This window comes from Lactobacillus sp. LL6 (assembly GCF_007570935.1).
Taxonomy (GTDB): domain Bacteria; phylum Bacillota; class Bacilli; order Lactobacillales; family Lactobacillaceae; genus Lactobacillus.
Genome location: NZ_VLLR01000001.1, coordinates 598,725 through 622,941 on the forward strand (window position 1 = coordinate 598,725; position 24,217 = coordinate 622,941).

At 32.7% G+C, this 24,217-nt stretch carries 27 protein-coding genes; 24 read left to right on the top strand and 3 right to left on the bottom strand.

From position 1 onward, the window contains the following. Window positions 1–21: 21 nt before the first annotated feature. The 11 genes from glmM (at window position 22) to FOD82_RS03085 (ending at window position 11,941) form a co-directional block, all read left to right on the top strand. Window positions 22–1,374, top strand: a complete 1,353-nt coding sequence (gene glmM, locus FOD82_RS03035) for a phosphoglucosamine mutase (RefSeq protein WP_144355021.1) — start codon at window positions 22–24, stop codon at window positions 1,372–1,374. Window positions 1,375–1,557: 183 nt separating this feature from the next. Further along, complete coding sequence (glmS, locus tag FOD82_RS03040) at window positions 1,558–3,369, top strand: glutamine--fructose-6-phosphate transaminase (isomerizing) (protein WP_144355022.1); 1,812 nt, start codon at window positions 1,558–1,560, stop codon at window positions 3,367–3,369. 89 nt (window positions 3,370–3,458) lie between these two features. After that, window positions 3,459–5,507 (top strand): HTH domain-containing protein, encoded by a 2,049-nt coding sequence (locus tag FOD82_RS03045; protein ID WP_144355023.1) that lies wholly within the window; start codon window positions 3,459–3,461, stop codon window positions 5,505–5,507. Window positions 5,508–5,628: 121 nt separating this feature from the next. After that, a complete protein-coding gene (locus tag FOD82_RS03050) occupies window positions 5,629–7,404 on the top strand; it encodes a PTS mannitol transporter subunit IICBA (protein ID WP_144355024.1) in 1,776 nt (591 codons plus the stop codon). Between the two features lie 16 nt (window positions 7,405–7,420). Then, window positions 7,421–7,867 (top strand): PTS sugar transporter subunit IIA, encoded by a 447-nt coding sequence (locus FOD82_RS03055; RefSeq protein WP_144355025.1) that lies wholly within the window; start codon window positions 7,421–7,423, stop codon window positions 7,865–7,867. Between the two features lie 2 nt (window positions 7,868–7,869). After that, window positions 7,870–9,042, top strand: coding sequence for a mannitol-1-phosphate 5-dehydrogenase (locus FOD82_RS03060; protein ID WP_144355026.1), 1,173 nt, complete (start codon window positions 7,870–7,872; stop codon window positions 9,040–9,042). A 102-nt stretch (window positions 9,043–9,144) separates the two neighbouring features. After that, window positions 9,145–9,960, top strand: coding sequence for a Cof-type HAD-IIB family hydrolase (locus FOD82_RS03065; protein WP_144355027.1), 816 nt, complete (start codon window positions 9,145–9,147; stop codon window positions 9,958–9,960). A gap of 20 nt (window positions 9,961–9,980) precedes the next feature. Beyond that, a complete protein-coding gene (locus tag FOD82_RS03070) occupies window positions 9,981–10,373 on the top strand; it encodes a CrcB family protein (protein WP_144355028.1) in 393 nt (130 codons plus the stop codon). A gap of 1 nt (window position 10,374) precedes the next feature. Further along, window positions 10,375–10,749 carry a fluoride efflux transporter CrcB gene (crcB, locus tag FOD82_RS03075; protein ID WP_144355029.1) on the top strand — a complete coding sequence of 125 codons (375 nt, stop codon included), beginning with the start codon at window positions 10,375–10,377 and terminating at the stop codon, window positions 10,747–10,749. Continuing rightward, a complete protein-coding gene (locus FOD82_RS03080) occupies window positions 10,749–11,486 on the top strand; it encodes a hypothetical protein (protein ID WP_144355030.1) in 738 nt (245 codons plus the stop codon). Before crcB ends, FOD82_RS03080 begins: the two co-directional genes overlap by 1 nt. Further along, entirely contained in the window at window positions 11,480–11,941 is a 462-nt protein-coding gene (locus FOD82_RS03085; protein ID WP_144355031.1) for a low molecular weight protein-tyrosine-phosphatase, read from the top strand. The genes FOD82_RS03080 and FOD82_RS03085 overlap by 7 nt, the downstream gene beginning before the upstream one ends. Before the next feature lie 23 nt (window positions 11,942–11,964). On the opposite strand, the gene FOD82_RS03090 is transcribed toward FOD82_RS03085, so the two are convergent. Beyond that, window positions 11,965–13,107 (bottom strand): glycerate kinase, encoded by a 1,143-nt coding sequence (locus tag FOD82_RS03090; protein WP_144355032.1) that lies wholly within the window; start codon window positions 13,105–13,107, stop codon window positions 11,965–11,967. Between the two features lie 112 nt (window positions 13,108–13,219). On the opposite strand from FOD82_RS03090, the gene FOD82_RS03095 reads away from it, so the two are divergent. The 3 genes from FOD82_RS03095 to FOD82_RS03105 all read left to right on the top strand — a co-directional run bounded on the left by FOD82_RS03095 (window position 13,220) and on the right by FOD82_RS03105 (window position 15,258). Beyond that, the gene (locus tag FOD82_RS03095) at window positions 13,220–13,822 is read left to right on the top strand and encodes an NAD(P)H-binding protein (protein ID WP_144355033.1); all 603 of its coding nucleotides are present in this window, start codon (window positions 13,220–13,222) and stop codon (window positions 13,820–13,822) included. Between the two features lie 137 nt (window positions 13,823–13,959). Further along, window positions 13,960–14,250 (top strand): hypothetical protein, encoded by a 291-nt coding sequence (locus FOD82_RS03100; protein ID WP_144355034.1) that lies wholly within the window; start codon window positions 13,960–13,962, stop codon window positions 14,248–14,250. A 15-nt stretch (window positions 14,251–14,265) separates the two neighbouring features. Beyond that, window positions 14,266–15,258, top strand: a complete 993-nt coding sequence (locus tag FOD82_RS03105) for an asparaginase (RefSeq protein WP_144355035.1) — start codon at window positions 14,266–14,268, stop codon at window positions 15,256–15,258. 39 nt (window positions 15,259–15,297) lie between these two features. On the opposite strand, the gene FOD82_RS03110 is transcribed toward FOD82_RS03105, so the two are convergent. Continuing rightward, window positions 15,298–16,131 (bottom strand): Cof-type HAD-IIB family hydrolase, encoded by an 834-nt coding sequence (locus FOD82_RS03110; protein ID WP_144355036.1) that lies wholly within the window; start codon window positions 16,129–16,131, stop codon window positions 15,298–15,300. 132 nt (window positions 16,132–16,263) lie between these two features. Here FOD82_RS03110 and FOD82_RS03115 point away from each other — a divergent pair, with 132 nt between their 5' ends. Continuing rightward, complete coding sequence (locus FOD82_RS03115; RefSeq protein ID WP_144355037.1) at window positions 16,264–16,719, top strand: DUF441 domain-containing protein; 456 nt, start codon at window positions 16,264–16,266, stop codon at window positions 16,717–16,719. 37 nt (window positions 16,720–16,756) lie between these two features. Here the strand turns inward: FOD82_RS03115 and FOD82_RS03120 are convergent, their stop codons facing one another. Further along, window positions 16,757–18,403, bottom strand: coding sequence for an amino acid permease (locus FOD82_RS03120; RefSeq protein ID WP_144355038.1), 1,647 nt, complete (start codon window positions 18,401–18,403; stop codon window positions 16,757–16,759). A 394-nt stretch (window positions 18,404–18,797) separates the two neighbouring features. Between FOD82_RS03120 and FOD82_RS03125 the strand changes: the two genes are divergently transcribed. From FOD82_RS03125 to comGF, 9 genes are all read left to right on the top strand, one after another. Beyond that, window positions 18,798–18,983: a type Z 30S ribosomal protein S14 gene (locus FOD82_RS03125; protein WP_144355039.1), complete on the top strand. Its 186-nt coding sequence runs from the start codon at window positions 18,798–18,800 to the stop codon at window positions 18,981–18,983. 91 nt (window positions 18,984–19,074) lie between these two features. Beyond that, window positions 19,075–19,593 carry a VanZ family protein gene (locus FOD82_RS03130; protein WP_144355040.1) on the top strand — a complete coding sequence of 173 codons (519 nt, stop codon included), beginning with the start codon at window positions 19,075–19,077 and terminating at the stop codon, window positions 19,591–19,593. An 85-nt stretch (window positions 19,594–19,678) separates the two neighbouring features. Further along, window positions 19,679–20,407: a YebC/PmpR family DNA-binding transcriptional regulator gene (locus FOD82_RS03135; RefSeq protein ID WP_144355041.1), complete on the top strand. Its 729-nt coding sequence runs from the start codon at window positions 19,679–19,681 to the stop codon at window positions 20,405–20,407. A 111-nt stretch (window positions 20,408–20,518) separates the two neighbouring features. Beyond that, on the top strand, window positions 20,519–21,496 hold the full coding sequence (gene comGA, locus FOD82_RS03140; protein ID WP_144355042.1) for a competence type IV pilus ATPase ComGA: 978 nt from the start codon (window positions 20,519–20,521) through the stop codon (window positions 21,494–21,496). After that, window positions 21,465–22,466, top strand: a complete 1,002-nt coding sequence (locus FOD82_RS03145) for a type II secretion system F family protein (RefSeq protein WP_144355043.1) — start codon at window positions 21,465–21,467, stop codon at window positions 22,464–22,466. The genes comGA and FOD82_RS03145 overlap by 32 nt, the downstream gene beginning before the upstream one ends. 9 nt (window positions 22,467–22,475) lie before the next feature. Beyond that, window positions 22,476–22,838, top strand: coding sequence for a competence type IV pilus major pilin ComGC (comGC, locus tag FOD82_RS03150; protein WP_144355044.1), 363 nt, complete (start codon window positions 22,476–22,478; stop codon window positions 22,836–22,838). Window positions 22,839–22,917: 79 nt separating this feature from the next. Further along, window positions 22,918–23,241: a Prepilin-type cleavage/methylation protein gene (locus tag FOD82_RS03155; protein WP_242450193.1), complete on the top strand. Its 324-nt coding sequence runs from the start codon at window positions 22,918–22,920 to the stop codon at window positions 23,239–23,241. Continuing rightward, window positions 23,234–23,503 (top strand): hypothetical protein, encoded by a 270-nt coding sequence (locus FOD82_RS03160; protein WP_144355046.1) that lies wholly within the window; start codon window positions 23,234–23,236, stop codon window positions 23,501–23,503. Before FOD82_RS03155 ends, FOD82_RS03160 begins: the two co-directional genes overlap by 8 nt. Further along, window positions 23,493–24,041, top strand: coding sequence for a competence type IV pilus minor pilin ComGF (comGF, locus tag FOD82_RS03165; RefSeq protein ID WP_186277706.1), 549 nt, complete (start codon window positions 23,493–23,495; stop codon window positions 24,039–24,041). Before FOD82_RS03160 ends, comGF begins: the two co-directional genes overlap by 11 nt. Window positions 24,042–24,217: the final 176 nt, after the last annotated feature.

Consider the following 24,217-nt stretch of genomic DNA (forward strand, 5'->3'; position numbering starts at 1 on the left):
TTAAAGAGAGGTTATTTTTAAATGTTAAAGTATTTTGGAACTGATGGTGTACGTGGAGAAGCTAATAAAGGTTTAACCCCTGAAATGGCTTTTAAATTAGGTCGTGATGGAGGTTACGTATTAACTAAGGAAAAAGATAATGGAGAACAAGCTAAAGTATTAGTATCTCGTGATACTCGTATTTCTGGTCAAATGCTTGAATATGCATTGATTTCAGGTCTTCTTTCAGTAGGGATTGAAGTTCTTGAAGTTGGTGTGATTTCTACTCCAGGTCTTTCTTATTTGGTGCGTGCTCAAGGTGCTGATGCAGGTATACAAATTTCAGCTTCTCATAATCCTGTAGAAGATAATGGTATTAAGTTCTTTGGTAGCGACGGATTAAAGCTTTCAGATGCGATGGAAGAAGAAATTGAAAAATTAATTGATGCTGAAGAAGATATTTTGCCAAGACCATCTGCAGAAGGGTTAGGTGTAGTAACTGATTTCCAAGAAGGTAGCTCTAAGTACTTGCAATTCATTAAAAATACTATTCCAGAAGATTTAAGTGGTATTAAAGTAGTTATTGATGGTGCTAATGGTGCAGCAAGTGACCTCATTTCTAGATTATTTGCTGACTGTGGCGTAGACTTTACTACTATTGCTACTCACCCTAATGGTTTAAACATTAATGATCATGTTGGTGCAACTCATACTAAGAGATTGCAAGAAGAAGTAGTTAAGCAAGGTGCCCAACTTGGCTTAGCTTTTGATGGGGATGCAGATCGTTGTATTGCCGTTGATGAAAATGGTAATGAAGTTGACGGTGACCATATTATGTATGTAATTGGTACTTATCTTGCAGACCATGGTCGTCTTAAGAAAAATACTATCGTAACTACTGTTATGAGTAATTTAGGTTTTACTAAAGCCCTTGAAAGAAAAGGTCTCAAAAATGTTCGTACTCAAGTTGGTGACCGTTATGTTTCAGAAGAAATGCGCGCTAACGGTTACAACTTAGGTGGTGAACAATCAGGACATGTTATTATGACTGATTATCATAATACTGGTGATGGAATGCTTACTGGACTCCACTTAATGCTAGTTATGAAGAAGACCGGTAAGAGTTTATCAGAATTGTTAGAAGACTTTAAAGAATACCCACAATGTTTAGTCAATGTTCCAGTAAAGGACAAAAAGAGTTGGAAAGAGCATCAAGCAATTCTTAATGTTATTAAAGAAGTCGAAGATGATATGGGGGGAGATGGTCGAGTATTAGTTCGTCCATCCGGTACTCAAGACTTGCTTCGTGTAATGGCAGAAGGTCCAACTCAAGAAGAAACTGATGCATATGTTGATCGTATTGTTAAGGTTGTAAAAGAAGAAATGGGCAAATAATTAGGTTATATTAAGTAATAGATTCAGATTTTTTCTGAATCTATTTTTTCATGTTAAAATAATAGACCAATTTTAGAAGTTTATTCTTGACCGATTTTATAAAAAGAGCTATGATTGCACTTGTAACAATAAATATTAACTAGTCCATTCGTATGAATTGCGCTAGACCAAAGGAGAAAAATTATGTGCGGAATTGTTGGTGTTGTTGGCAAACCAGCTAGAGATATTATTTTAAACGGCTTAACCAATCTTGAATATCGTGGTTACGATTCAGCTGGTATTTACTTAAATGATTTGAATGGTCATGAATATTTAACTAAGGCTGTTGGTCGTATTTCAAACTTAAAAGAAAAACTTACTCCTGAGGAGCAAGGTGTAGTAGGTATTGGTCATACTCGTTGGGCTACTCATGGGCAACCAACTGTTGACAATGCTCACCCTCATTTTGATGAAACTAAGCGCTTTTACTTAGTTCACAATGGTGTTATTGAAAATTACACTGAACTAAAAGAAAAGTATCTCCAAGGTGTAAAATTCAATTCAGATACTGATACTGAAGTTGTTGTCCAACTTATTAGCAAGATTGCTCGTGATAAAAACTTAGATGGTTTTTCTGCATTTAAAGAAGCCTTAAAGCTTGTTAAGGGTTCTTATGCATTTTTATTGATTGATAATACTGAACCAGATCATGTATTTATTGCAAAGAACAAATCACCAATGATGCTTGGACTTGGGGATGGTTTTAATATTATTGCTTCAGATGCAATTTCTGTTTTAGACCAAACTAAGACTTTTGTTGATCTTCAAGATGGTGATGTAGGTGATATTACTAAGGATTCATACACTATTGAAAATGTTGACGGTGAAAAACAAACTCGTGAACCACATGTCTTAAATATTGATCCTAATGCTGCCTCAAAAGGTGCTTATGAATTCTACATGCTTAAAGAGATTGATGAACAACCAGGTGTTATGCGTCACTTGTCACAAGATTATTTAGATAAGGATGGTCACCCAATTGTTGATAAGGACATTGTAGATGCAATGTCTAAAGCAGACCGTCTTTACATTTTTGCTGCAGGTACAAGTTACCATGCAGGTCTTGTAGGTAAGGCATTGTTTGAAGAATTTACTGGTATTCCTACTGAAGTTGGATATGCTAGTGAAGCAGGTTACCACTTCCCAATGATGAGTAAGAATCCTTTCTTTATTTTCTTATCACAATCTGGTGAAACTGCTGACTCACGCGTTGTTTTAAAAGAAGCTAACAAGAGAGGCATTCCTTCACTTACTATGACAAATGTTGAAGGTTCAACTTTATCACGTGAAGCTACCTACACTATGCTTTTAGAAGCTGGTCCAGAAATTGCTGTTGCTTCAACCAAGGCTTATACTGCACAAGTTGCTCTTCAAGCTATTTTGGCAAAAGCAATCGGTGAAAACTTAGCAAATCCAAATGCTAGAAACTTTACAGTAAAAGAAGATTTAGCACTTGCTGCTGAAGGTATGCAACAAATTGTTGACGGTAAAGAAAAAATTAAAGAATTAGCTGATAAATACTTGGTACCATCAAGAAATGCTTTCTACATTGGTCGTGGAATTGATCATGCTGTTGCTCTTGAAGGTGCACTTAAGCTTAAAGAAGTATCATATATTCAAACTGAAGGTTTTGCTGCGGCAGAACTTAAGCACGGAACTATTTCTCTTATTGAAAAGGGAACTCCAGTTATTGCTTTAATTAATGATCCAATAACAGCAGATCTTACTCGTGGAAATATTCAAGAAGTTGCTTCTCGTGGTGCTAGTGTAATTACTATTGTAGCTAAAGATTTAGCAAAAGAAGGCGATACTTTGGTATTACCAAATATTGACTACTTCTTATCACCACTTTTGAGCGTTGTTCCAACCCAACTTTTGGCATATTACGCTTCAAAAGATAAAGGCTTAGACGTTGATAAGCCTCGTAACTTGGCTAAGAGTGTAACTGTTGAATAATTAATAATATATCTTTTTAAGAAGGTAGGTTTAAAGACCTGCCTTCTTTTTTGTATAATTGAAGAAAACGGTTTTATGGAGTTATAGTTATGATACTTACACAAAGACAAAAAGATATTCTTTTACTATTTTTAACAAATCGGGAAGTAAGTGTAAAAGAAATTGAAAAAAGAGCAAATATTAGCAGAAGGACAGTCTATCGAGAATTTAATGAACTTAGACCAATTTTAGCTCAAGAAAAATTAGAATTAGCAAGTAAAAAGCGAAATTATACTTTAGTGGGAGATAAAAAATCACTAAAGAAGCTGCAAACTTTACTTAAAACTACAAAAAGCCAAGTGATTTTAGATATTGAACAAAGAAAAAATGCTCTAGTTAGTAAACTCTTGTTAGCTGATCAGCCTCAAAAAATAATTAATTTAGCAATGGATCTTCAGGTAAGTGAAGCAACTATTCAAAATGATCTTAATACTATAGAAGGAATTCTTAACGAATATAAAATTACACTCTTACGAAAACCAGGTGTTGGAGTAGCTATAAAGAGCTTAGAAAGCCAAAGAAGACAAGTTTTAGTAGGAATTCTGTTAAATGAAATTAATGATTATGATTTTTTTCATTATTTAAGTAAAACCGAAAGAATGGCTAATAATTTCTTTTTACAATTATTTCCTAAAAATCTTCTTTTAACAGTTAAAAATTTACTAGAAGAAACTGTTTTTCCTAGTATTAGTTTAGATTCTGATCATCAGATTATAGAATTGATATTGTCATTTGTGGTTTCAATTATGCGAATTAAACAAGGTTTTTCAATTGAAAATATTAAGCCAACTGTTGATTCGCTCAAGTATCAGGGATTAGTATTTAAATTTATGGCAAAATTTGCTGCTAAAACTGATTTAAATATTGAACAAACTGATATTATCTACTTGGCTAATAAAATTATGGCATGTGATAACACTCAAATTGATTTTTCTTATGATAGTGATTATAAGATTACAACTTCAATTAAAGTTAAAAAATTTGTAGAAATTGTTTCTGAGCAGGTGCATTGGAACTTTCAAAAAAATCCAAATTTTATCAAACGACTTAATCACCATATAATGAGTTTAATAAATCATCAAGTAGTATCTTTGCCGAATACTAAAATCGAGACCTTGGTAGGTTTAAGTAAAAAATTCAAAAAATTATATATAGCAATTGAAAATGCATGGAACAAAGAATTTATTGAAAATAAAATTACAAAGTCTGAAATGCAATTGTTATTGCTGTATTTTGCAAATGAATATACTAGTGCAAAAAATAACCAACAAATTAATGCTTTGGTTATTTGTGAGAATGGTATTGGTACGTCTGCAATTTTACGAGCACGATTAAAACAAGAATTACCTGAAATTAAAAATATTGATTTGAGCAAAGTAGCAGATTTAGCCAATGAAAATTTACAAAAATATGATTTGATTCTGTCCACGCTAGAATTAAAGGGATTTTCTAGAAAGTACTTATTAGTAAGTCCGCTTTTGTTAAACGATGAAATTAATCGAATAAAGAACTATTTGAAAGAATATGAACGAAAATTTCCAATCGTAGAAAATAAAAGAAAGAAGCAAGACTTTACCCATTCAACGGAAAAACTAGTGAAAATTTCAATTGGAACTTTATTTTGTACAGAATTAGTGAATAATATTAAAGTTACTAAGCTAAAAAATAATTCTACGGATTTAATTGCAGTGGTTCAAGAATGTTTGGCCCATACTAAAGGGGTGATTAGACGTCAGCAACCAATTGCTAAAAAGATCTTAAAACGAATAAGATTAGCTCCAGTAGGGATTCCTAATAGTCAGTTAGCACTTTTACATACAAGTGATAAACATGTTAAAAAATGCACATTCTTACTTTTTGATTTGGATAATAAGTTAACGATGAAATCGATGGATCATGCTGAAATTCAGGTTAAAAGAGTCTTATTAATGTTAGGACCCGCTAAAATGTCATCTTTGGAACAGGAAGTCATGAGTATGATTTCAAGTATGATCATTATGAATGATGAAAATTTACAATTGTTTACTGAGGGAAATCAAGCAGAAATCAAAGATGCAGTTTCGGCACAATATTTATATGAACTAAATAATAAAATTTAAGTGAATTGATGAGCAAACTCTGGCACTGAAAGCGGTGCCAGAGTTTTATTTTCATTTCATTGTAAACGGTTACACTTTGCTTTACGATAAATATGTAAGTTAAGAGAGGAGAGAATGATTCATGGCTCAAGCAAAAAAATCTTCAGTTAAAGTGAAGGTTCAAAAATTTGGTACAGCTTTATCAGGAATGATTATGCCAAATATTGGTGCAATCATTGCTTGGGGTCTTACTGCTGCAATCTTTATGACTCCAAATGGTTGGTTTCCAAACGCCCAAATTAATAAATTAGTTCAACCAATGCTTATTTACTTATTGCCACTGTTAATTGGTTATACAGGAGGAAGAATGGTTGACGATGAACGTGGTGCCGTGATTGGTGCAATTGGAACACTTGGAGTTATTGTTGGTACAACTCAACCAATGTTCTTAGGTGCCATGATTATGGGACCACTGAGCGGTTGGTGTCTTAAAAAACTAGATAACCTTTGTAGAGATAAAATCAAATCTGGTTTTGAAATGATATATAACAACTTCTCACTTGGTATTTTGGGAATGATTTTAGCAATTTTTGCTTACTTTATTATTAACCCAATTATGATGTGGGGTAGTCATTGGGCAAGTGTTGGTGTTGATGCAATTATTCGAGTTCATCTCTTGCCACTTGCTAATATCATCATTGAACCAGCTAAAGTATTATTCTTGAACAATGCAATTGGAAATGGAATTTTGGTTCCACTTGGTATTCAACAAGCTTCAGAAGTAGGAAAATCTGTGCTGTTTTTGATGGAATCAAATCCAGGTCCCGGTCTTGGAATTTTGCTTGCCTTTATGTTCTTTGGTAAGGGTAATTCTAAGAGTTCTGCTCCTGGTGCAGCAATTATTGAATTCTTTGGTGGCGTTCATGAAATTTATTTCCCATATGTTTTGATGAAGCCAAGTCTGATTATTGCAGCAATTTGTGGTGGTGTGACAGGAACAGCTTTATTTACTGCACTTAATGGTGGATTAAAGGCAGCTGCTTCACCCGGTTCTATTTTGGCAATCTTACTTGTTTCAGCAAAAGGTTCATATTTTGGAAATATCATTGGTGTTATTGGAGCTGCAATTGTTTCGTTTATTGTTGCAGCAATAATCCTTAAAAATGATAAAGGCGATGGTGATCTTGCAGCTAAGCAAAAAGAAATGCAATCAATGAAGGCTGAATCAAAAGGACAACAAATGCCTAGTGAACAATCAGCACATGAGTCAGTTCAATCTTATGCCGATATTAATAAAGTGATTTTTGCTTGTGATGCTGGAATGGGTTCATCCGCAATGGGAGCTTCACTTCTTCGAGATAAATTTAAGAAAGCTGGTATTAAGATTCCAGTAACTAATACGGCTGTCAGAAACTTAAAAGATGAACCAGGACTTTTAGTAGTAACTCAAGAAGAATTGGCAGACCGTGCTTTGCAAAAAACACCAAATGCCATGCATGTTGCAGTAGGTAACTTCTTGAGTAGTCCAAAATATGATGCAATTGTTGCTAACTTTAAAGCACTTACTCAAGTAAGTGATAAACCTAAGCAAACTAAAAAAGAAAAACCAGCAGGGTCTATTGATAATGTTGATTTTAGTAAAGTTAAAGAAATTGACTTTATTCGTCATGACCAGCATATTGGCTCTTCTACAATGGCAAGAAGTTTATTTGAAGCTGCGATGAAGAAAGCTGGCAAAGATATCCCAGTTAAAGCAATTAGAATTAATGAATTAGATGATGATCCAAGTCATTTAGTAATTGTTACTCCAGCTGCTAAAAAGAATCTGGCAGTTAGATATAGTGACATTCAAATTGTAGTTGTAAATGATTTGCTTAAAGATAAAAAGCTTCAAGAAATAATTGAAAAATTAAATTAGGAAGGCGATGAAAATAATGCAACTAGATCCCAAAATGATTAAGTTGAATCAAGATGTGCCTACACGGGATCAAGCAATTCGAATGGCAGGTCAATTATTAGTTGATGGCGGGTGTGTGGAGCCTGGATATATTGATTCAATGATTGCAAGAAATGAAGACGTTTCTACTTATATGGGAAACTTTATCGCCATTCCTCATGGAACTGACGAAGGTAAAAAACATATTAAAAAAACTGGAATCTCCGTTGTGCAAATTCCAATGGGTGTTGATTTTAGTGATGCGTCTGATGATACAGAGCAGCTTGTAACAGTTGTTTTTGGAATTGCGGGACTTAACAATGAACACTTAAACCTTTTATCACAAATTGCAATTTTTTGTAGTGATGTTTCAAACGTTGCAAAACTTGCAGATGCACAAACACCACAAGAAGTTATTGATTTATTGAAAGAAGTAGGAGAATAAAAATGAGAGCAGTACACTTTGGTGCAGGTAATATTGGTCGTGGTTTTATTGGAGAAACTTTGGCAGATAATGGTTTTGGAATTGACTTTGTTGATGTCAATGAAACAATTATTGATGAATTAAACAAGCGTGGTGAATATGATATTGAGCTTGCTGCACCTGGTAAAAAGAAAATTCATGTTTCAAATGTAGATGGAATTAATAATGCCAAAAGCCCTGAAAAAGTAATCGAAGCAATTAAATCAACAGATATGATTACGACGGCAATTGGACCTAAGATTTTAGCAATTATTGCTCCTCTTATTGCACAAGGGTTAACAGAAAGAATTAAGTCTGGTAATAAGCAAGAGCTTGATGTTATCGCTTGTGAAAACATGATTGGTGGCTCCGAACATTTAAAAGAAGAAGTTTATAAACACTTGGATGATGATATTAAACCTGAAGTAGATAAGTATATTGGTTTTCCAAATGCTGCTGTTGATAGAATTGTTCCAATTCAGCATAATGATGACCCATTATTTGTTTCAGTAGAAGACTTTAAAGAATGGGTCATTGACGAAAGTCAAATGAAGAATAAAGATATTAAATTAAAGGGCGTTGATTATGCTCCTGACCTTGAACCATATATTGAACGAAAACTATTCTCAGTAAATACTGGTCACGCAACTGTAGCTTATACAGGTAAAAGTTTAGGTTATGATACAATTGGGGATGCTATTAAAGATCCATTTGTATTAAAGCAAGTTAAGCGTGTATTAGCTGAAACGCGTTCTCTTCTTCACAATAAATGGAATAAAGAATTTACTGAAGAAAGTCTTGAAGAATATCACAATAAGATTTTAAGTAGATTCCAAAATCCTTATATTTCTGATGATATTGCCCGTGTTGGCAGAACTCCTATTAGGAAATTGGGATATAATGAAAGATTCATTCGTCCAATTCGTGAGCTAAAAGAGCGTGGCTTAAGTTATGATGCTCTGATGGAAACAGTTGGTAGAATTTATCATTTTGATGAACCAAAAGATAGTGAAAGTGTCAAGCTTCAAAAGATGCTTAAAGATAAAGACTTAAAAGAAGTAATTATTGAAACAACTGGACTTAAAGATGATGCAGAATTAGTTGATAAAATTATAAAATCATATCATGATGCAGATCATACCCAAAGAATTGCTTAATTCTTAAAAAGTAAATATATACAAAAAACGTGAGTCTTCTCACGTTTTTTTGTATAATTAAGATTGAATGTTTAAATTTTTTATAAAAAAGGGATGAACTAAATGGCTATTAAATTAATTGCAATTGATTTAGATGGGACGCTTTTAACTTCAGGAAATACTATTTCACCAGAAACTAAAAAGACTATTCAAGAAGCACATAATCAAGGAATAAAAATTGTATTAGCTTCTGGTAGACCTTTGTCTGGGGTGTTACCCTTTGATGAAGAATTGGGCTTAGAAGGAGAAAATGAATACGCTGCAGTATTTAATGGAGCAGTAGTTCAGAACTTGGCAGGGAAAGTTTTAATGAGTCATGAGATGGACTATCGTGATTTTAATACAATGCTTCGTTTGCAAAGACTTAGTCATGTGAATCTTCATTTTGAAACTACAGAATGTTTTTGGACTTTGGATCGTGATATTTCAGTACAAATGCAGATAAATGCGGCTTACACTAATAATGAAATTAAAGTCAGAAATCGTGATGAAATTTCTAAAGATTTTACTTTTAATAAAGTTGGTTTTACTTGTGCTAAAGATAGTGACCAAATTTCAAAATTGTGGGCTTCAATTCCTGAATGGGCATTTCAATCGTATGATATTGTACATAGTTTAGATAATTGTATTGAATTAAATGCAATTGGGGCCTCAAAAGGAAACGCTATAATGGATTTGGCAGAACGGCTAAAAATTGATCAAAACCAAGTAATGGTCTTTGGAGATCAGGGGAATGATATGTCCATGTTTGAAAATCCTGAATTTAAGAAAGTTGCTATGGGTAACGCTATCAGTGATATAAAAGAAAGGGCGGATTATATTACTGATGATAATGATCATAATGGAATTGCCAAAGCACTTAAAAAATTTGTTTTATAATTTAGAAAGAGAGCGATATTGTGTCATCGCAAGTAAAAAATTATTTTAGTATTGCTGTTTTTGCTTTTTTTGGTGGAATTGCAAGAGCTAGTTTAAATATAAATTTTCATTTTTATGGAACTTTTTGGGGAAATATCATCGGATGTTTCCTTTTAGCATTTTTTACGTATCTATTTTTTGAGTTTAAAGATTTTTATGAATGGTTGAGTGTTGGAATTGGGACCGGCTTTGTAGGAGCATTTACTACTTTTTCTACCTTTAATTTGGAGGTCTTAAAAAATTTTGATGCTCATTTAACATCTACTGCTTTGATATATTATTTTAGTTCTATCATATTTGGATTTGTTTTTGCTTATATTGGTAGTCATATGGGTGAAACAGTTGCAATGCTAATTAAAGCTAGGGAGGATTAAAATGGAGCTGTTATTTGCAGGAATTGGGGCCTCTTTAGGTGCAATGTTAAGATTTTTTATTACAAACTATGGAAAGAAACATTGGGAGAAAATAGGTCGAAAATATGCTAATTTACCTACTGCAACATTAATTATTAATTTAACTGGAACTTTAATATTAGGAATTTTATTTGGTTTGAAGGTAAATATGTTCCTTTATGCTCTTGTTGGAACTGGTGTTATGGGAGGATATACTACTTTTTCTACTTTAAATACCGAGTTGGTAGGGATGTATCATGACAAAAATTATCGTGGATTAATTTTATATGCTTTAGTTTCTTATGTTGGTGGATTAATCTTAATTTATGTCGGATTTTATTTAGGACGTGTATTATAATGAGAAAAATATGGATGATTATTTTACGCGTTACTTCTGTTTTATTAGTAGTCTTATCTGCTTATCTTATGTTAACTAGTAATATTCAACTAAGAATTAATAATACTCACGCGATGACTAAACATATAGTTCGAGAAGTTGTTCAAGATTCTGATAATACTGAATTGGGCTTAGCTACAAATTTCCTAGAAGCAACGGGGCTTGAAGATGAATTGTTAAAAAGTTTTCCTAAAAAATATCATTTAGATCTGTCATATGCTGATTTATATAAGTTGAGTACAAAATATGATGAAACAGGAGAATTGACTGCTAAAGATTTTAATTTGAGTAGTAATAATCGTTTAGGTCAAATTGTAAATCAATATATTGTTAAAGAGATTAATAGACAATTAAAAGAAGATTCCAGAGAGGTCTATCATGTAATTACAATTTATCGCTACTCAATTTTTGTAGTTATTTTAATTTATCTATTGGCAGCTCTATTAATGATTTTTGGAAAGTATTGGGCTTCAATTCCTCTTTCTATTGCTACAGTAGGAGTATTTGGAATTTTATGGTATTTCACTGGTGAAGCCACTAATGCTTTACAAGAACAAGTTTATCATGGAATTTTTGTTAATATGACTCAAGGAATTTGGGCAGGTTTAATAATAGGAGTCTTAGTGGCGTTGATTTGGCCAATTTTATTAAAAAGTTTAAGTAAAACTATAGATAGAAGTGAAGGAATAGAATCATGAAAATTTTATTTGTTTGTCACGGTAATATTTGTCGATCACCGATGGCTGAATTTGTTATGAAAAACTTGTTAGCAAAAGAAAATATTAAAGATATTGAAGTTGATTCTAAAGCTACTACAAGTGATGCGATTCATAATGGTATTGGGATGCCGATGGATATAAGAACGCGAAGAGTTTTAGATAAAAATCATATTCCCTATACAGTTCATCAAGCTAGCTTAATGACTAAAGATGACTATCAGAAGTATGATTATTTGATTTGTATGGATGAGGAAAACTTTATGGATATGAATCGAATAACTGGTGGTGATCCAGAAAGAAAAGAATATAAGTTGCTTTACTTTATTGATAAGAGTGATGACATAGATGATCCTTGGTATACGGGAGATTTTGATGAGGCATATTGTGAAATTGCTACAGGATGTGAAGGATTGTTAAAGAAAATAAAGAAATAAAAAAACGGGACCAATCCCGTTTTTTATTTTGTTATAAGTAGACGAGTAATGTTTTCAGTAGTTCTAGTTACATTTTTCGGTCCATTTTTGAGAGCTTCGTCTAATGTAGTAGCTTTATCAAGAATACCAAAAATAGCTGTAAAACCATATTGATAAAGTTGCTCAATTCCGGTTCCTAAATAACCTGCAAGAGAAATTACAGGGACATCGTATTTTTTTGCAATTTTTGCTACACCATATGGTGTTTTGCCATATTTAGTTTGAAAATCCGTTCCACCTTCCCCTGTAAAAACATAGTCGGCATTTTTAATTGCTTCTTCTAGGTGAGTTTCTTGGGCAACAATTTCTACACCTGAGTGAATTTTACTATTAGTAAAAGCTAATAAGCCGCCTCCTAGTCCGCCTGCAGCACCGCTACCTGGAATTGAGGAAATATCTTTATTAAGAACTTTTTTTATGATGTTTGCATAATGGGTAAGATTGCTATCTAATAATTTTTGAGTAGAAGCATCAGCCCCTTTTTGCTTTCCAAAAACATAAGAAGCACCTTTTGGCCCAATAAGGGGATTAGTTACATCACTGGCTAAAATTATTTGACAGTTCTTTACTCGAGCATCAAGTTGAGAAATATCTATATTTGTAATTTTATTTAATTTTCCTCCAGATAGTTTTGAGATAATTTGGCCATTTTTATCAAAAAATCTAACACCAAGCGCTTCAGCCATGCCACTACCACCATCATTTGTGGCACTGCCGCCTAAGCCAATGATAATTTTAGTCACATTATGTTTCAATGCATCAAGAATAAGTTCGCCGGTACCATAAGTAGTAGTTTTTAAAATATTAACGGGTGTTTTTTGATTTTGTTTTAAATAACTAATTCCACTAGCTTCTGCCATTTCAATAATTGCTGTCGAACCGTCCCCAAGCAGTCCATAGCTTGCTTTAGCTGGCTCATTTAATGGACCAGTGACAGTTTTTTGAATATAGTTACCTTTAGTTGCATCTACTAAAGAAGTCATTGTTCCTTCACCACCATCTGCCATGGGAATTGGAATAATTTTTGCATCAGGTATCACTTTTTTGATGCCTGATGCCATTGCTAAGCAGACTTCTTTGGCTGTCATACTTTCTTTGAATGAATCTGGTGCTAAAACAAATTTCATTATTAGTCCCTCCATACAATTTATTATAAGTTAAGTCGTGAAAATTGTTATTGTAAATTTTTTCGCTTAAGATAAAAGTGAGAATAAATTAATAATTATTGAGGTGAAAATTATGACAAATGTTTTAATTATAGGTGCAACAAGTACTGTTGGTGAAGCGGTTAGAGAGACTCTTTTAAGAGAAACTGATGATATTCTAACGCTCTTTTCTAAAGATGCAGGTGAGCTAAATATTGATAAAACTCGTGAAACCAAAATTTCTGGCAATACTGAAAACGAAGATGAATTAGCTCAAGCTATGGTAGGGCAAGATGCTGTTTTTGCGTCAATTGGTGGTGAAGATGATGAATTTGTAGAAAATATTATTTCTACAATGAATAGAAATAATGTCTTGCGCTTGGTATTTGTAACTTCGATGGGAATTTTTGATGAGATTCCGGCTCCTGAAAAATTAGAAAACAACTTAGACTACAATGAAATGTCAGTTCCGTATAACGAAATGATAGATGAAGTAGAAGAGTCTGATTTAAATTATACTGTGGTTCGTCCAGGATGGTATACTCAAGGCGATGTAAATTATGAAATAACTGAAATTGGAGACACTGTTCCATCTAATGGTGTTACAATTGCTTCAATTGCAGATTTTGCTAAATGTTTATTACAAGATCCAACTTTGTATAGTAGACAAAGTGTGGGAATTATTACTCCGCAATAATATAAAAAATAAGGCGTTGTTATTAATTACAAAAAAGTTACTAATATTATTTTTTAGTAACTTTTTTAATGAAATCTGATAAAATATCCTTTGTTAATTGTTGTAAATTTATAAGTGGATTTAGAAAAGAAGATATAATGGCAGAAAAAATCAAGTTTGTGCCTGGTTCTTATTCCGCCAAGACCGATTCTCTGGCTCATATTACAGCAACAGTAATTGTGAATGATGAAAAAATCATTGATGTATCTTTAAAGAGTCAGCCAGGTGAACGTGAGATTGAACCGGCACTTGAAGAAGAGTTTAAAGGACAAATTTTGCAGGCTCAATCAGTAAAAATTGATGGGATAGCTTCAGCTAGCGTACTTACTAAAGCAGTAAAAACTGTAATTGGGGAAGCTCTAGCTGAGGCTCGCACCCCCCCAAAATGAAAGTAGGCGCTTCCAATGCAGAAGAAACTATTACTTCTATCAACCGGTGGAACTATTGCTTCCGTCGTATCTGATTCTGGATTAGTTCCCAAAGAATCAGGAGAAGATCTTCTTAAGTTATTAGGTCAAATGCCATACGACATTGATGTAAAAGACATTTTGCAATTAGATTCTTCTAATATGCAACCTGAAGAATGGAAATTTATTGCAGAAAAAATTTATCAATATCGTAAGGATTATGATGGAATTGTTTTATCACATGGAACTGATACAATGGCGTATACAGCATCAATGCTGACTTTTATGCTTCAAAACATTGAAATTCCAGTTATCTTGACAGGTAGCCAAGTGCCAATCAATGTGGTATTAAGTGATGCGCCAGATAATTTACGTTTAGCTTTTGCTGCAGCAGCAAGTTGTCAGCCAGGAATATATTTAGCATTTGATCGTAAGATTATGTTGGGATGTAGGACAGTTAAAGTTCGGACAACCAATTTTAATGCTTTTGAAAGTGTAAATGTTCCACCAGTAGCTAAAGTAACATCAGATGGCTTGATTTTTAATAATCAAAATAAAAAGAAGAGTAATCTTCATTGTGTATTAAATACTAATATTAATCCCCATGTATCGCTGGTTAAATTATTTCCAGGATTTGATCCTAAATTATTATTTGCAATGGCTGATAGTGGTTGCAAAGGGATTGTTATTGAAGGTTATGGTTTAGGTGGAATGAATTATATTCGCCGAAACACTGTTGCCGCAATTGGTAAATTAATTCGTCAAGGAATTCCTGTAATTGCTAGCAGTCAATGCTTATATGAGCGTAGTGATTTGACTAAGTATGAAGTTGGAAGGTTAGCACTTTTAGAAGGTGCGATTAGTGCACGTGATATGACTTCTGAGAGTGCAATTACAAAGCTTATGTGGGCATTAGGTCAAGGCATGGATGTACATGAAGTTGCAGAATTCTTTGATACTGATGTTGCTAATGAAGTTACAATTGAATAGAAAAAGCTTGAGGATTGAAATTCCTCAAGCTTTTTTAGTTTAATTATTATTTTTTTCAGCTTCATCGAGATATTTTTCTAATACTTGTAAAACACCACTCTCGTTATTGCTTGGTGCTTTATATTTTGCTAATTTGATAATTTCAGGGTTACCATTTGCCATTGCATAGCTATAGCCGGCTAATTCTAACATTTCTTTATCGTTTAATCCATCCCCAAATGCAATCAGTTCACTAGGTTCAAGTTTAAAATAGCGTAAAAAATATTTTATTGCCTGTGCTTTATTGACACCATAAGGTACAACATCAATATCGTCAAAGCCACTAGTTGTACAATGAATTCTTTCTGTATGGTCATGATTAAATTTAGTTTCAAGTTCGTTGGCAAGAGTTGCATCAACATTTAGAGTTAATTTAATGACACGCTCACTGCTGGGAATTTCATCGAAATTGTTAAGACCAATATTATCAGGATAATAAAAATTCATTAACTTTTTAAAAGCAGTAGGATATGAATTAAGATAATATGAGCCTTCTTTTCCACTAACGCAAATGTAGGCTTGAGGATAGTGAGTTTGAACAAAATTTATTAATTCCTTACCAGTTTTTGGAGTTAAATAATGGCTAGAAATAATATTATTATCTTGTACAAGGATAGCTCCATTTTCTGCAACAATATCAATTCTATCAAGAAATTCAGCAAAGTCTCTCTTAAGTCTAGATAAGGGACGTCCACTTGAAACAATAAAATGAACACCATGATTGCGTAAACGAGTTAAAACTTTATCAAAGCGTTCATGGTCATAAGTTAAGTCGTCATTCATGAATGTGCCGTCCATATCTACTGCAACGGCTTTAAATGGAATTTTAGTCATAATTTCCTCCTCAAAATTATATACTTACATTATACAGTAAGCGCTTTAATTTTGCTTGATTAATATTCATTCTTGATGAAAATTAAAAAATCAGGTACCGTAAGGAAAGAATAATGATAGTGGAGGAAACTTATGGAAAGTTGGTTATTTTTAGCATTAGTATTAGCAATAGCAATAGTTGGAAAAAATACTTCTTTAATTATTGCAACAGGGGTAGTTATGGTTTTAAAATTGTTGCCATTTACTACTAAGTGGTTGCCTGTGATTCAATCTAAAGGTATCAATTGGGGTGTTACAGTAATTTCGGTTGCCATCTTAATTCCTATTGCTACAGGCCAGATTGGTTTTAAAGATTTGTTTCAAACATTTAAGACTCCGGCTGGCTGGATTGCGATTGCAGCTGGAATTGCAGTTGCTATTTTATCACGTTATGGGGTAGATCAATTGGCAGCAGTTCCACAAGTAACCGTAGCTTTAGTTTTAGGGACAATTATTGGTGTAGTAGCATTTAAAGGCATTGCAGCAGGTCCAGTTATTGCAAGTGGGATGACTTTTGTAATAGTTAGTTTATTTAATTTACACTTTTAACTAAAAAAACTAAGGATTATATCCTTAGTTTTTTTAGTTATTCTTCTTCGGCTTTAAAGCCATCAGCCAAGTTTGGTTTTTTGCGACCAATTAGCCATACAACGATTAAGGCAATAATTCCTTCAATTGCAATATAAAGTCCACGTAGGGCAATCTTGGTTCCTCCAAGGTAAACCCCAAGAATAATTGCAATAATAATTAGAGAAATCATTGTAATCCACTGCAGCTTATCAAAGGCAATTCCATATTCGATTTCACGTTTTCTAATTCCAGGTAAAATTGCACCAAGGCCAATTAAAACAATTACAGCAACAATATTGATAATTAGTTCATACCACCATATTGATGAGCCTTGGGGTACATCTTGAGGCGTAATACCCATAATAGTTGCAATTGCAGTTACTAATAACAGGAATAAGCCCACACTCCAAGCAACTTTATCATTTTTGATAAAGACATATTTACTTGGAAACTTCTTGGAATTCTTTCTAACTCTCATAAAGGAATAGAAAATCCAGCAAGTTACACCAGGTGATACAATTCCGTTTAAGTTTAATAACCAGTTAAAAATATCATTCATATCTGGTAAGAAAATGCCCAGAATCATGATGAATGAAGAAAGAGAAACAGTTAAAATGTAACCGTTGATTGGAAGACCATTTTTGTCTTTTTTACGTAAAAGCTTAGGCATGTAACGGTCACCAGTATCAGAAATTAACATTCTAGTCATTGCATCAAGTAAAACCGCTAAAAGTGCGCAGTTAAAGAATACTGAAGTCCAAGCCCAGAAATAAAGAAGTCCTTTACCCATGCCATATTGATGACCAATCATGTCAAATACGTAATACGCACCATTCATTTTCAAGTCATTTGGAATATGATAAGCATTGAAGTAAATTCCAAGTGAAAATGAACCCAAAATAGTAAGGAAACCAGTCATTGCAGCTAAAGCAATCATGGCTTTAGGGAAGTCATATTGTGGTTTCTTCATTTGAGTAACATAAGGAGCAACTAATTCAGCACCATTCATAGCATAAATAAGCATAGCAATGGTTGAAAAGTAGTGCCAATTAAAGTCTGGCATCATTGTTTTCCAAGTAAATGGCTGAGTTGCCATATGACCACCAGACTTTATAAGTCCAATAAAGGCCATTATTACAAGTAATACTGTCATGATCATCATTAATCCTCCTCCAATAGTGGAAAGAAGCTCCATTGAACGGGAGAAGTGATGTTCAACAACAATAAAGATAATAAACATTGCAAACGTTAAGATTGCAAAAGTGGTGTTTGACATTTTATCTTGGAACTTTTCAGAACCTGTTAAAGCCCAACCAACATCAACAATAATTTCATTTGCTGAATCTACTGCATATGGAATTGAGGCTGCCCAGTATGTCCAAGCAGTAAAGTATCCAAGAAATTCACCATCAGTTCCTCTAACCCATGATGATAGACCTCCGCCTTCTTTATTGAAGACACTTCCAAGCTGTCCTACCATCAATGAATATGGAATAACATAAAAAATAACCATTACCACCCAAGAAAAAATAACTGACATTCCTTGGTTTTGAAAATTATACATGATATCGTCAATACCGATAACAGTACAAAGAGCCATCAAAAATAAGGTTTGCCAAGAAATATATTTCTTATCAGGATTTAATTCTTGTATTTCGTCCACTTTTTAATATCCTTTTCTAGTATTCAATTTTCATGTTTGACTAGAATATTTTGCAGGCGATTTATTTTTGAATTTTACATTCACGTAAAAATTCCTCTCCAAAATAGCTTAACGACTACATTTTACAGATTATGGAGTATTTTTACCAGTGTGTAAGCGATTGCGTTTTCAAAAAATAAAATTATGCTTTTTGCTTTACTTATTTTTAGTAAGAAGGTATAATTATTAACGAAAAGTAAGTAAAGTAGAAAAATCGGAATAGAAAAGAGTGTAACCCTGTTATGACAAGTCAAATTATCGCAATTGGAATTATATTATTATCTTTGGTTGGCTTAACTTATCATCCTAAGCCTGCGCCAGAGCGTATTAGAAAGCATAGATAAAAGGAGTTTTTATGGCAAAGACATCACAAATTATTAGAAATCATCAAGAAGCTAAGTTTTCTTCTCGTGAATACACACGTTGTGAACGTTGTGGAAGACCGCATTCAGTTTATCGTAAATTCGGTTTGTGTCGCGAATGTATGAGAGAATTGGCTCATAAGGGTCAACTTCCAGGTGTGAAGAAAGCAAGTTGGTAATTTTAAAACTGCTAGTTAATAACTAGCAGTTTTTTCTTACTTCAAAAATTGTTAAGATAGGACATAAGAATTTTTAGATAAGGAAATTAAGATGGAAAAATTTAAATTTACTAAATTTGAAAAAGTTTGTTTATTTTTAGCTTTTTTAGTTTTATTGATGTTATTCATCTCAAGTTCAATGACCTATCATGAACAAGAAATGAAGCCGGGATTTATCCATACTCATTTATATTTTATTGAAGAAATAGTTGGAAATTTAAATATTTATTATGCAGGTCATTGGCATAATAAAGTTTCAGATGGTGGAGTAGCAGGAATGACTCAGTTTTTTGTGAGAAAACTTGCACATTTTACTTCTTATTTCTTTTTAGGAATATTTAGTTATTTAGGTTTGCGTAGTGTATTTAAAGTTAATTGGATGGCTCCAATGTTTATTTGGTTTGCTACGATAGCTTTTGCTGCTTTTGATGAGTATCACCAATATTTAACTGGAGATAGAACTCCTAGTGTCCATGATGTAATGCTAGATGGAGCTGGGGCATTAGTAGGAATTGTTATATGTATAATAATTTTAGCAATTAAAAATAAATTGCAGAAAAAGTCCAGTTAAATCATTGATAGCATTGAATTTTCAAGCTGTGTGAGTTAAGATTATAAACGTTAAAGATTATAAATAAAAGAAAGAAGGATCCTTTATGTCAGGACATTCAAAATGGCACAATATTCAAGGCCGCAAGAATGCGCAAGACGCTAAGAGAGGTAAAGTTTTCCAAAAATTATCTCGTGAAATTTACATGGCTGCAAAGAGTGGTGGTCCTGACCCTTCAGGGAATCCTACCTTGCGTATGGTAATGGATAAGGCCCGTGCAGCTAACATGCCTAAGGACAACATCCAACGTGCGATCAAGAAGGCTGAAGGTAATTCAGAAGAACACTATGATGAAATCACTTATGAAGGTTATGCTCCAGGTGGTGTAGCAGTCTTTGTAGAAGCCTTAACTGATAACAAGAATCGTACTGCTTCTGCTGTTCGTGTTGCTTTTACTCGTAATGGTGGTTCACTTGGTGCTACTGGTTCAGTTGCTTACATGTTTGACCGTAAAGGTTACATTGTAATTGACCGTTCAACTACTGATGCAGATGAAGATCAAGTATTACTTGATGTAATGGATGCCGGTGGTGACGACTTACAAACTAGTGATGATGCTTATGAAATCTATACTGATCCTAAGCAATTTGCTCAAGTTCGTGATGCTCTTGAAAAGGCTGGTTACAAACTTGCAAATGCGGAATTAACTATGATTCCACAAAATACCACTCCAGTTCCTGCAGATAAGAAGGAACAATTTGAACATTTAGTTGAACAACTAGAAGATGACGATGATGTTCAAAATGTTTACACTGCAGCTGCAGATGAAGACTAATAATATTAAAGAGTCATTTAGCATTTATGCTAAATGATTTTTTATTTTAAAAATAAAATCCTCTTTTTTGACGTAATTAATATTGAGCAGTCAAGAAAGGGGACTTTTTTTATGGAAACAAAGCAGATAGTTGATAAATTACTTGAAGAAGCAATTGCTAAAAAAGCAAGTGACATTTTCTTTTTGATTAAAGAAGAAAATGTACAAGTTAACTTACGATTAAGTTCAGGAATTGAAAGTTTGACTAAATATAATCAAAAACAAGGAATTGAAATTATTAATTTTTTTAAATATGCTGCTCAAATGGATATTTCCGAACATCAACGTCCGCAAGTTGGAGCAATTGAGTATGATTATCAAGAACAAAAATACTATTTAAGATTATCTAGCTTAGGAGATTTTGCTGATAAAGAATCTTTAGTAGTGAGAATAATTTATCAAATTGAAAATAGCAATTACTTTTTTACTGAACAAATTAAACTACTAGAAAGCTTATCAAAAAAGCGAGGCTTAATTATAACTAGTGGTCCTACTGGATCTGGTAAAACTACTACTATGTATGAATTAGCTAAAAAAGTTAGCCAAAATAAAAAAGTAGTAATGACGATTGAAGATCCCGTTGAAATTCATGAAAGTTCTTTTTTGCAGTCACAAGTTAATAGTGAAGCGGGAATAGAATATCTTGATTTACTTAAAGCGGCCCTGCGCCATCGTCCAGATATTTTAATAATTGGAGAAATACGAGATGCAAATACTGCTCGTGTAGCTCTAGATGCTGCTCTTAGTGGCCATTTAGTGTTTGCAACTGTTCATGCTCAAAGTACTTTTCAAACCATTTCTAGATTAGAAGGACTAGGTATTCGTAAAGACGAACTGGCAAATTGTTTAACAGCTATTTCATATCAGCGTTTGTTACCAACTAAGTCTAATGTGGCTTGTCTACTTGATATTGCTAGTGGAGAAAGTTTAAAAGAAGCGATTAATAGTCAAATTCGGTCAAACTTTGTAGACTGGCAAAATAATTTGAATACTTTGAAGAAAGGAGGACAAATTAACGATGAAACGTATAGTTTCTACCAAGAGGGATAACTTAAAAAGCGATGAACAGCTAGAGTTTTTAGATTATTTAAAACATAGTTTATCAAATGGTTTTTCTCTTAATAATAGTATTGAGTTAATGCCAGTTTTATGGCCTAAAAGAAAGCAAATGATGGAAGATCTAAATTATGCTATGAAAAGTGGTGCTAAATTTTCTCAGCAGCTTTTGAAATTAGGTTTTTCAAAAACTACAGTAACACAGATTAATTTGGCAATGCAGCAAGGAAATTTAGTAGAATGTTTAGATCAATTAGCTACTTTAACAAGATTGAAAAATGAGCAAATAAAAAAATTAAAAGCTGAACTTTCTTATCCATTTGTTTTAGCAATTATGATGGTATTACTTTTGGCATTTATGCAAACGTTTATTTCAGCTCAATTTTCTGATTCTGGTGAGCACATGGGAGATGTTTTATTAATCGGATTGATTCTTTTTGCTTTGGTATTTATCTATTATTTTTCAAGAATTTTAAATTTATTAGCAAAGCAAGATTATCAAGCTTTGAAAAAGCTATGTCATGTACCCATTTTAGGTTCAACGATTAGAATTTATGTTAATTATCTTTTGGTATACGATATTGGAATGCTTTTAGCAAGTGGTTTCTCACTGCAAAAGATGTGTGAATATGCTTCTCAACAAACTAAAGGCTCACTTCAACAAGTCTTAGGCGAAAAGATTGGTCGAAAGTTAGCTAATGGTGAAAACTTAAATGAAATAATTGAAAAAGAAGAGTTTTTACCGGATACATTATTGATATTGCTAAAAACAGGCTCCAAAAGAAAAAGCTTAAGTAGTCGTTGTCTGATTTTAGGAAGAAGCTTATTTAGTGAATTAACTGCAAAAATTGAAAAACTAGTAGTTAATGTTCAACCAGTATGTTTTGTTTTAATAGGAATTTGTATTGTTGCAATGTATATGAAGTTACTTCTGCCGATGTATACAATGATGCAAGGAATATAGGAGATAGAAATGAAGAATAAAATGAAAAAATATTTATTAAATATTTTAGCTAAAAATCGCAATCAACAAGGTTTTACCTTGATTGAAATGGTAGTAGTTATTGCAATTATTGTACTTTTAGTATTGATTATTGCACCTAATTTGATGAAACAAAAAGGAAATGCAGAAAATAGAACTTCAGATGCATTTAAATCGACTTTACAAACGCAAGTAGAGTTATACCGAGATGAGAAAAAATTAGATGATAATAAATCCGTTTCTTTTGAAGCTATGGAAAAAGAGGGTTATTTGACTAAAGATCAATTGAAAAAATCGCAAAAATACGATTTTAACCAAGATGGTACAGTTGTAGCTAAAGATGCAGCGAAATAGTTTAAGTGCATTTACAGTTTTAGAAAGCGTTATTACACTTGCAGTTTCATGTTTATTAATTTTTATAGGAAGTTTGAAAATGGAAAGCTATGAAAATCAATTGCTATTGGTAAATACTGAAAAACAAGTTAAGACTGCAATTGAACAAGCGGCTAGAATTAGTACAGTTCAACATGAATCAATAAGTGTAATGTATTTGCCTGATTCGTCATATTTACAGTTTAAGGGAAGAAAATATTCCAAAAAAGTGATAATTAATAAAAAAATAAAACTTACAAATCCGACTAATTTTCAAATATCTAGTAAAGGTGCAGTAGCTCCTAGAACAATTACCTTTTCAAATGGCAAAGATAATAAAAAATTAAAATTACAAATGATGTGGGGAAGGGCGATTGATGAGTAAACAAAAGGGTTTTTTGATAGCTGAAAGTTTAATAGGTTTAACAATTGCTATCTTAGGAGTAATTGTGATGGCAATTACGTTAAGTGGGATGCACAAAACTGAACGAGTTTTAGAATTAAAAACTGATAGAGCGTATGCATGGCATGTAATGAAAGAGAATAATTTAAAAGAAGTCATGGTTCATGATAGGATTTATAAAATGACAGGAAATAATCATGTTTATGATTCACAAGAAAAAGAAGTTTATAAAATTGAAAAGTAAAGGATTTACTTTAGCTGAAACTATTTTTTCAATTTTTATTTCAATGTTAGTAATATTAATTCTTCAGAATTTATTAACAAATTTGAAAACTGTAAATAAATCTAGCCATCGTACTGATGATATTGCTTTTGCTTATGTTCAATTTAATCGCTTTTTACATGAAGATAGTGGGGTTGTATATGCACTGGCTGATTCTTCAAATTCTTTTAAATCAAAACTTGTTAAAGTAAAAGGAAGCGGAAAAAAGAAGATTGAAAAAACGTATATTTTAGAAAAATATAAGCATATGATTCGTTCAACTACTGATGAGGGCGGTCATATGCCACTTTTATTAAATGTACAAGCAGCATCGTTTTCTACTAAAGATGGACAAATAAAAATCACTGTAATTGAAAAAGATAAAAGAAAATCTGAATTGTATTTTAAACTTGATCCTAGACCAAAAGAAAAAAGTAAAAAAGATGAAGAAAATAAATCTCAGAGTGAAAATACGACTCGAAAAAATAAAAACTCTCAAAGCAAGCGCTCTTCTAAGTAGCGTATTAGTATTAACAACGTGCTTATTGTTTTTAGCAGTATATAGACAAATATTTCATGATAGTATGGAAAACAATATTATGATTATTGATTATCTAATCTCAGATTGATATTTCTTGCACCATTTCTCACCTTTCTTTAAAATTGTAAGTAAGATAAAAAGAAGGGTGAATTATG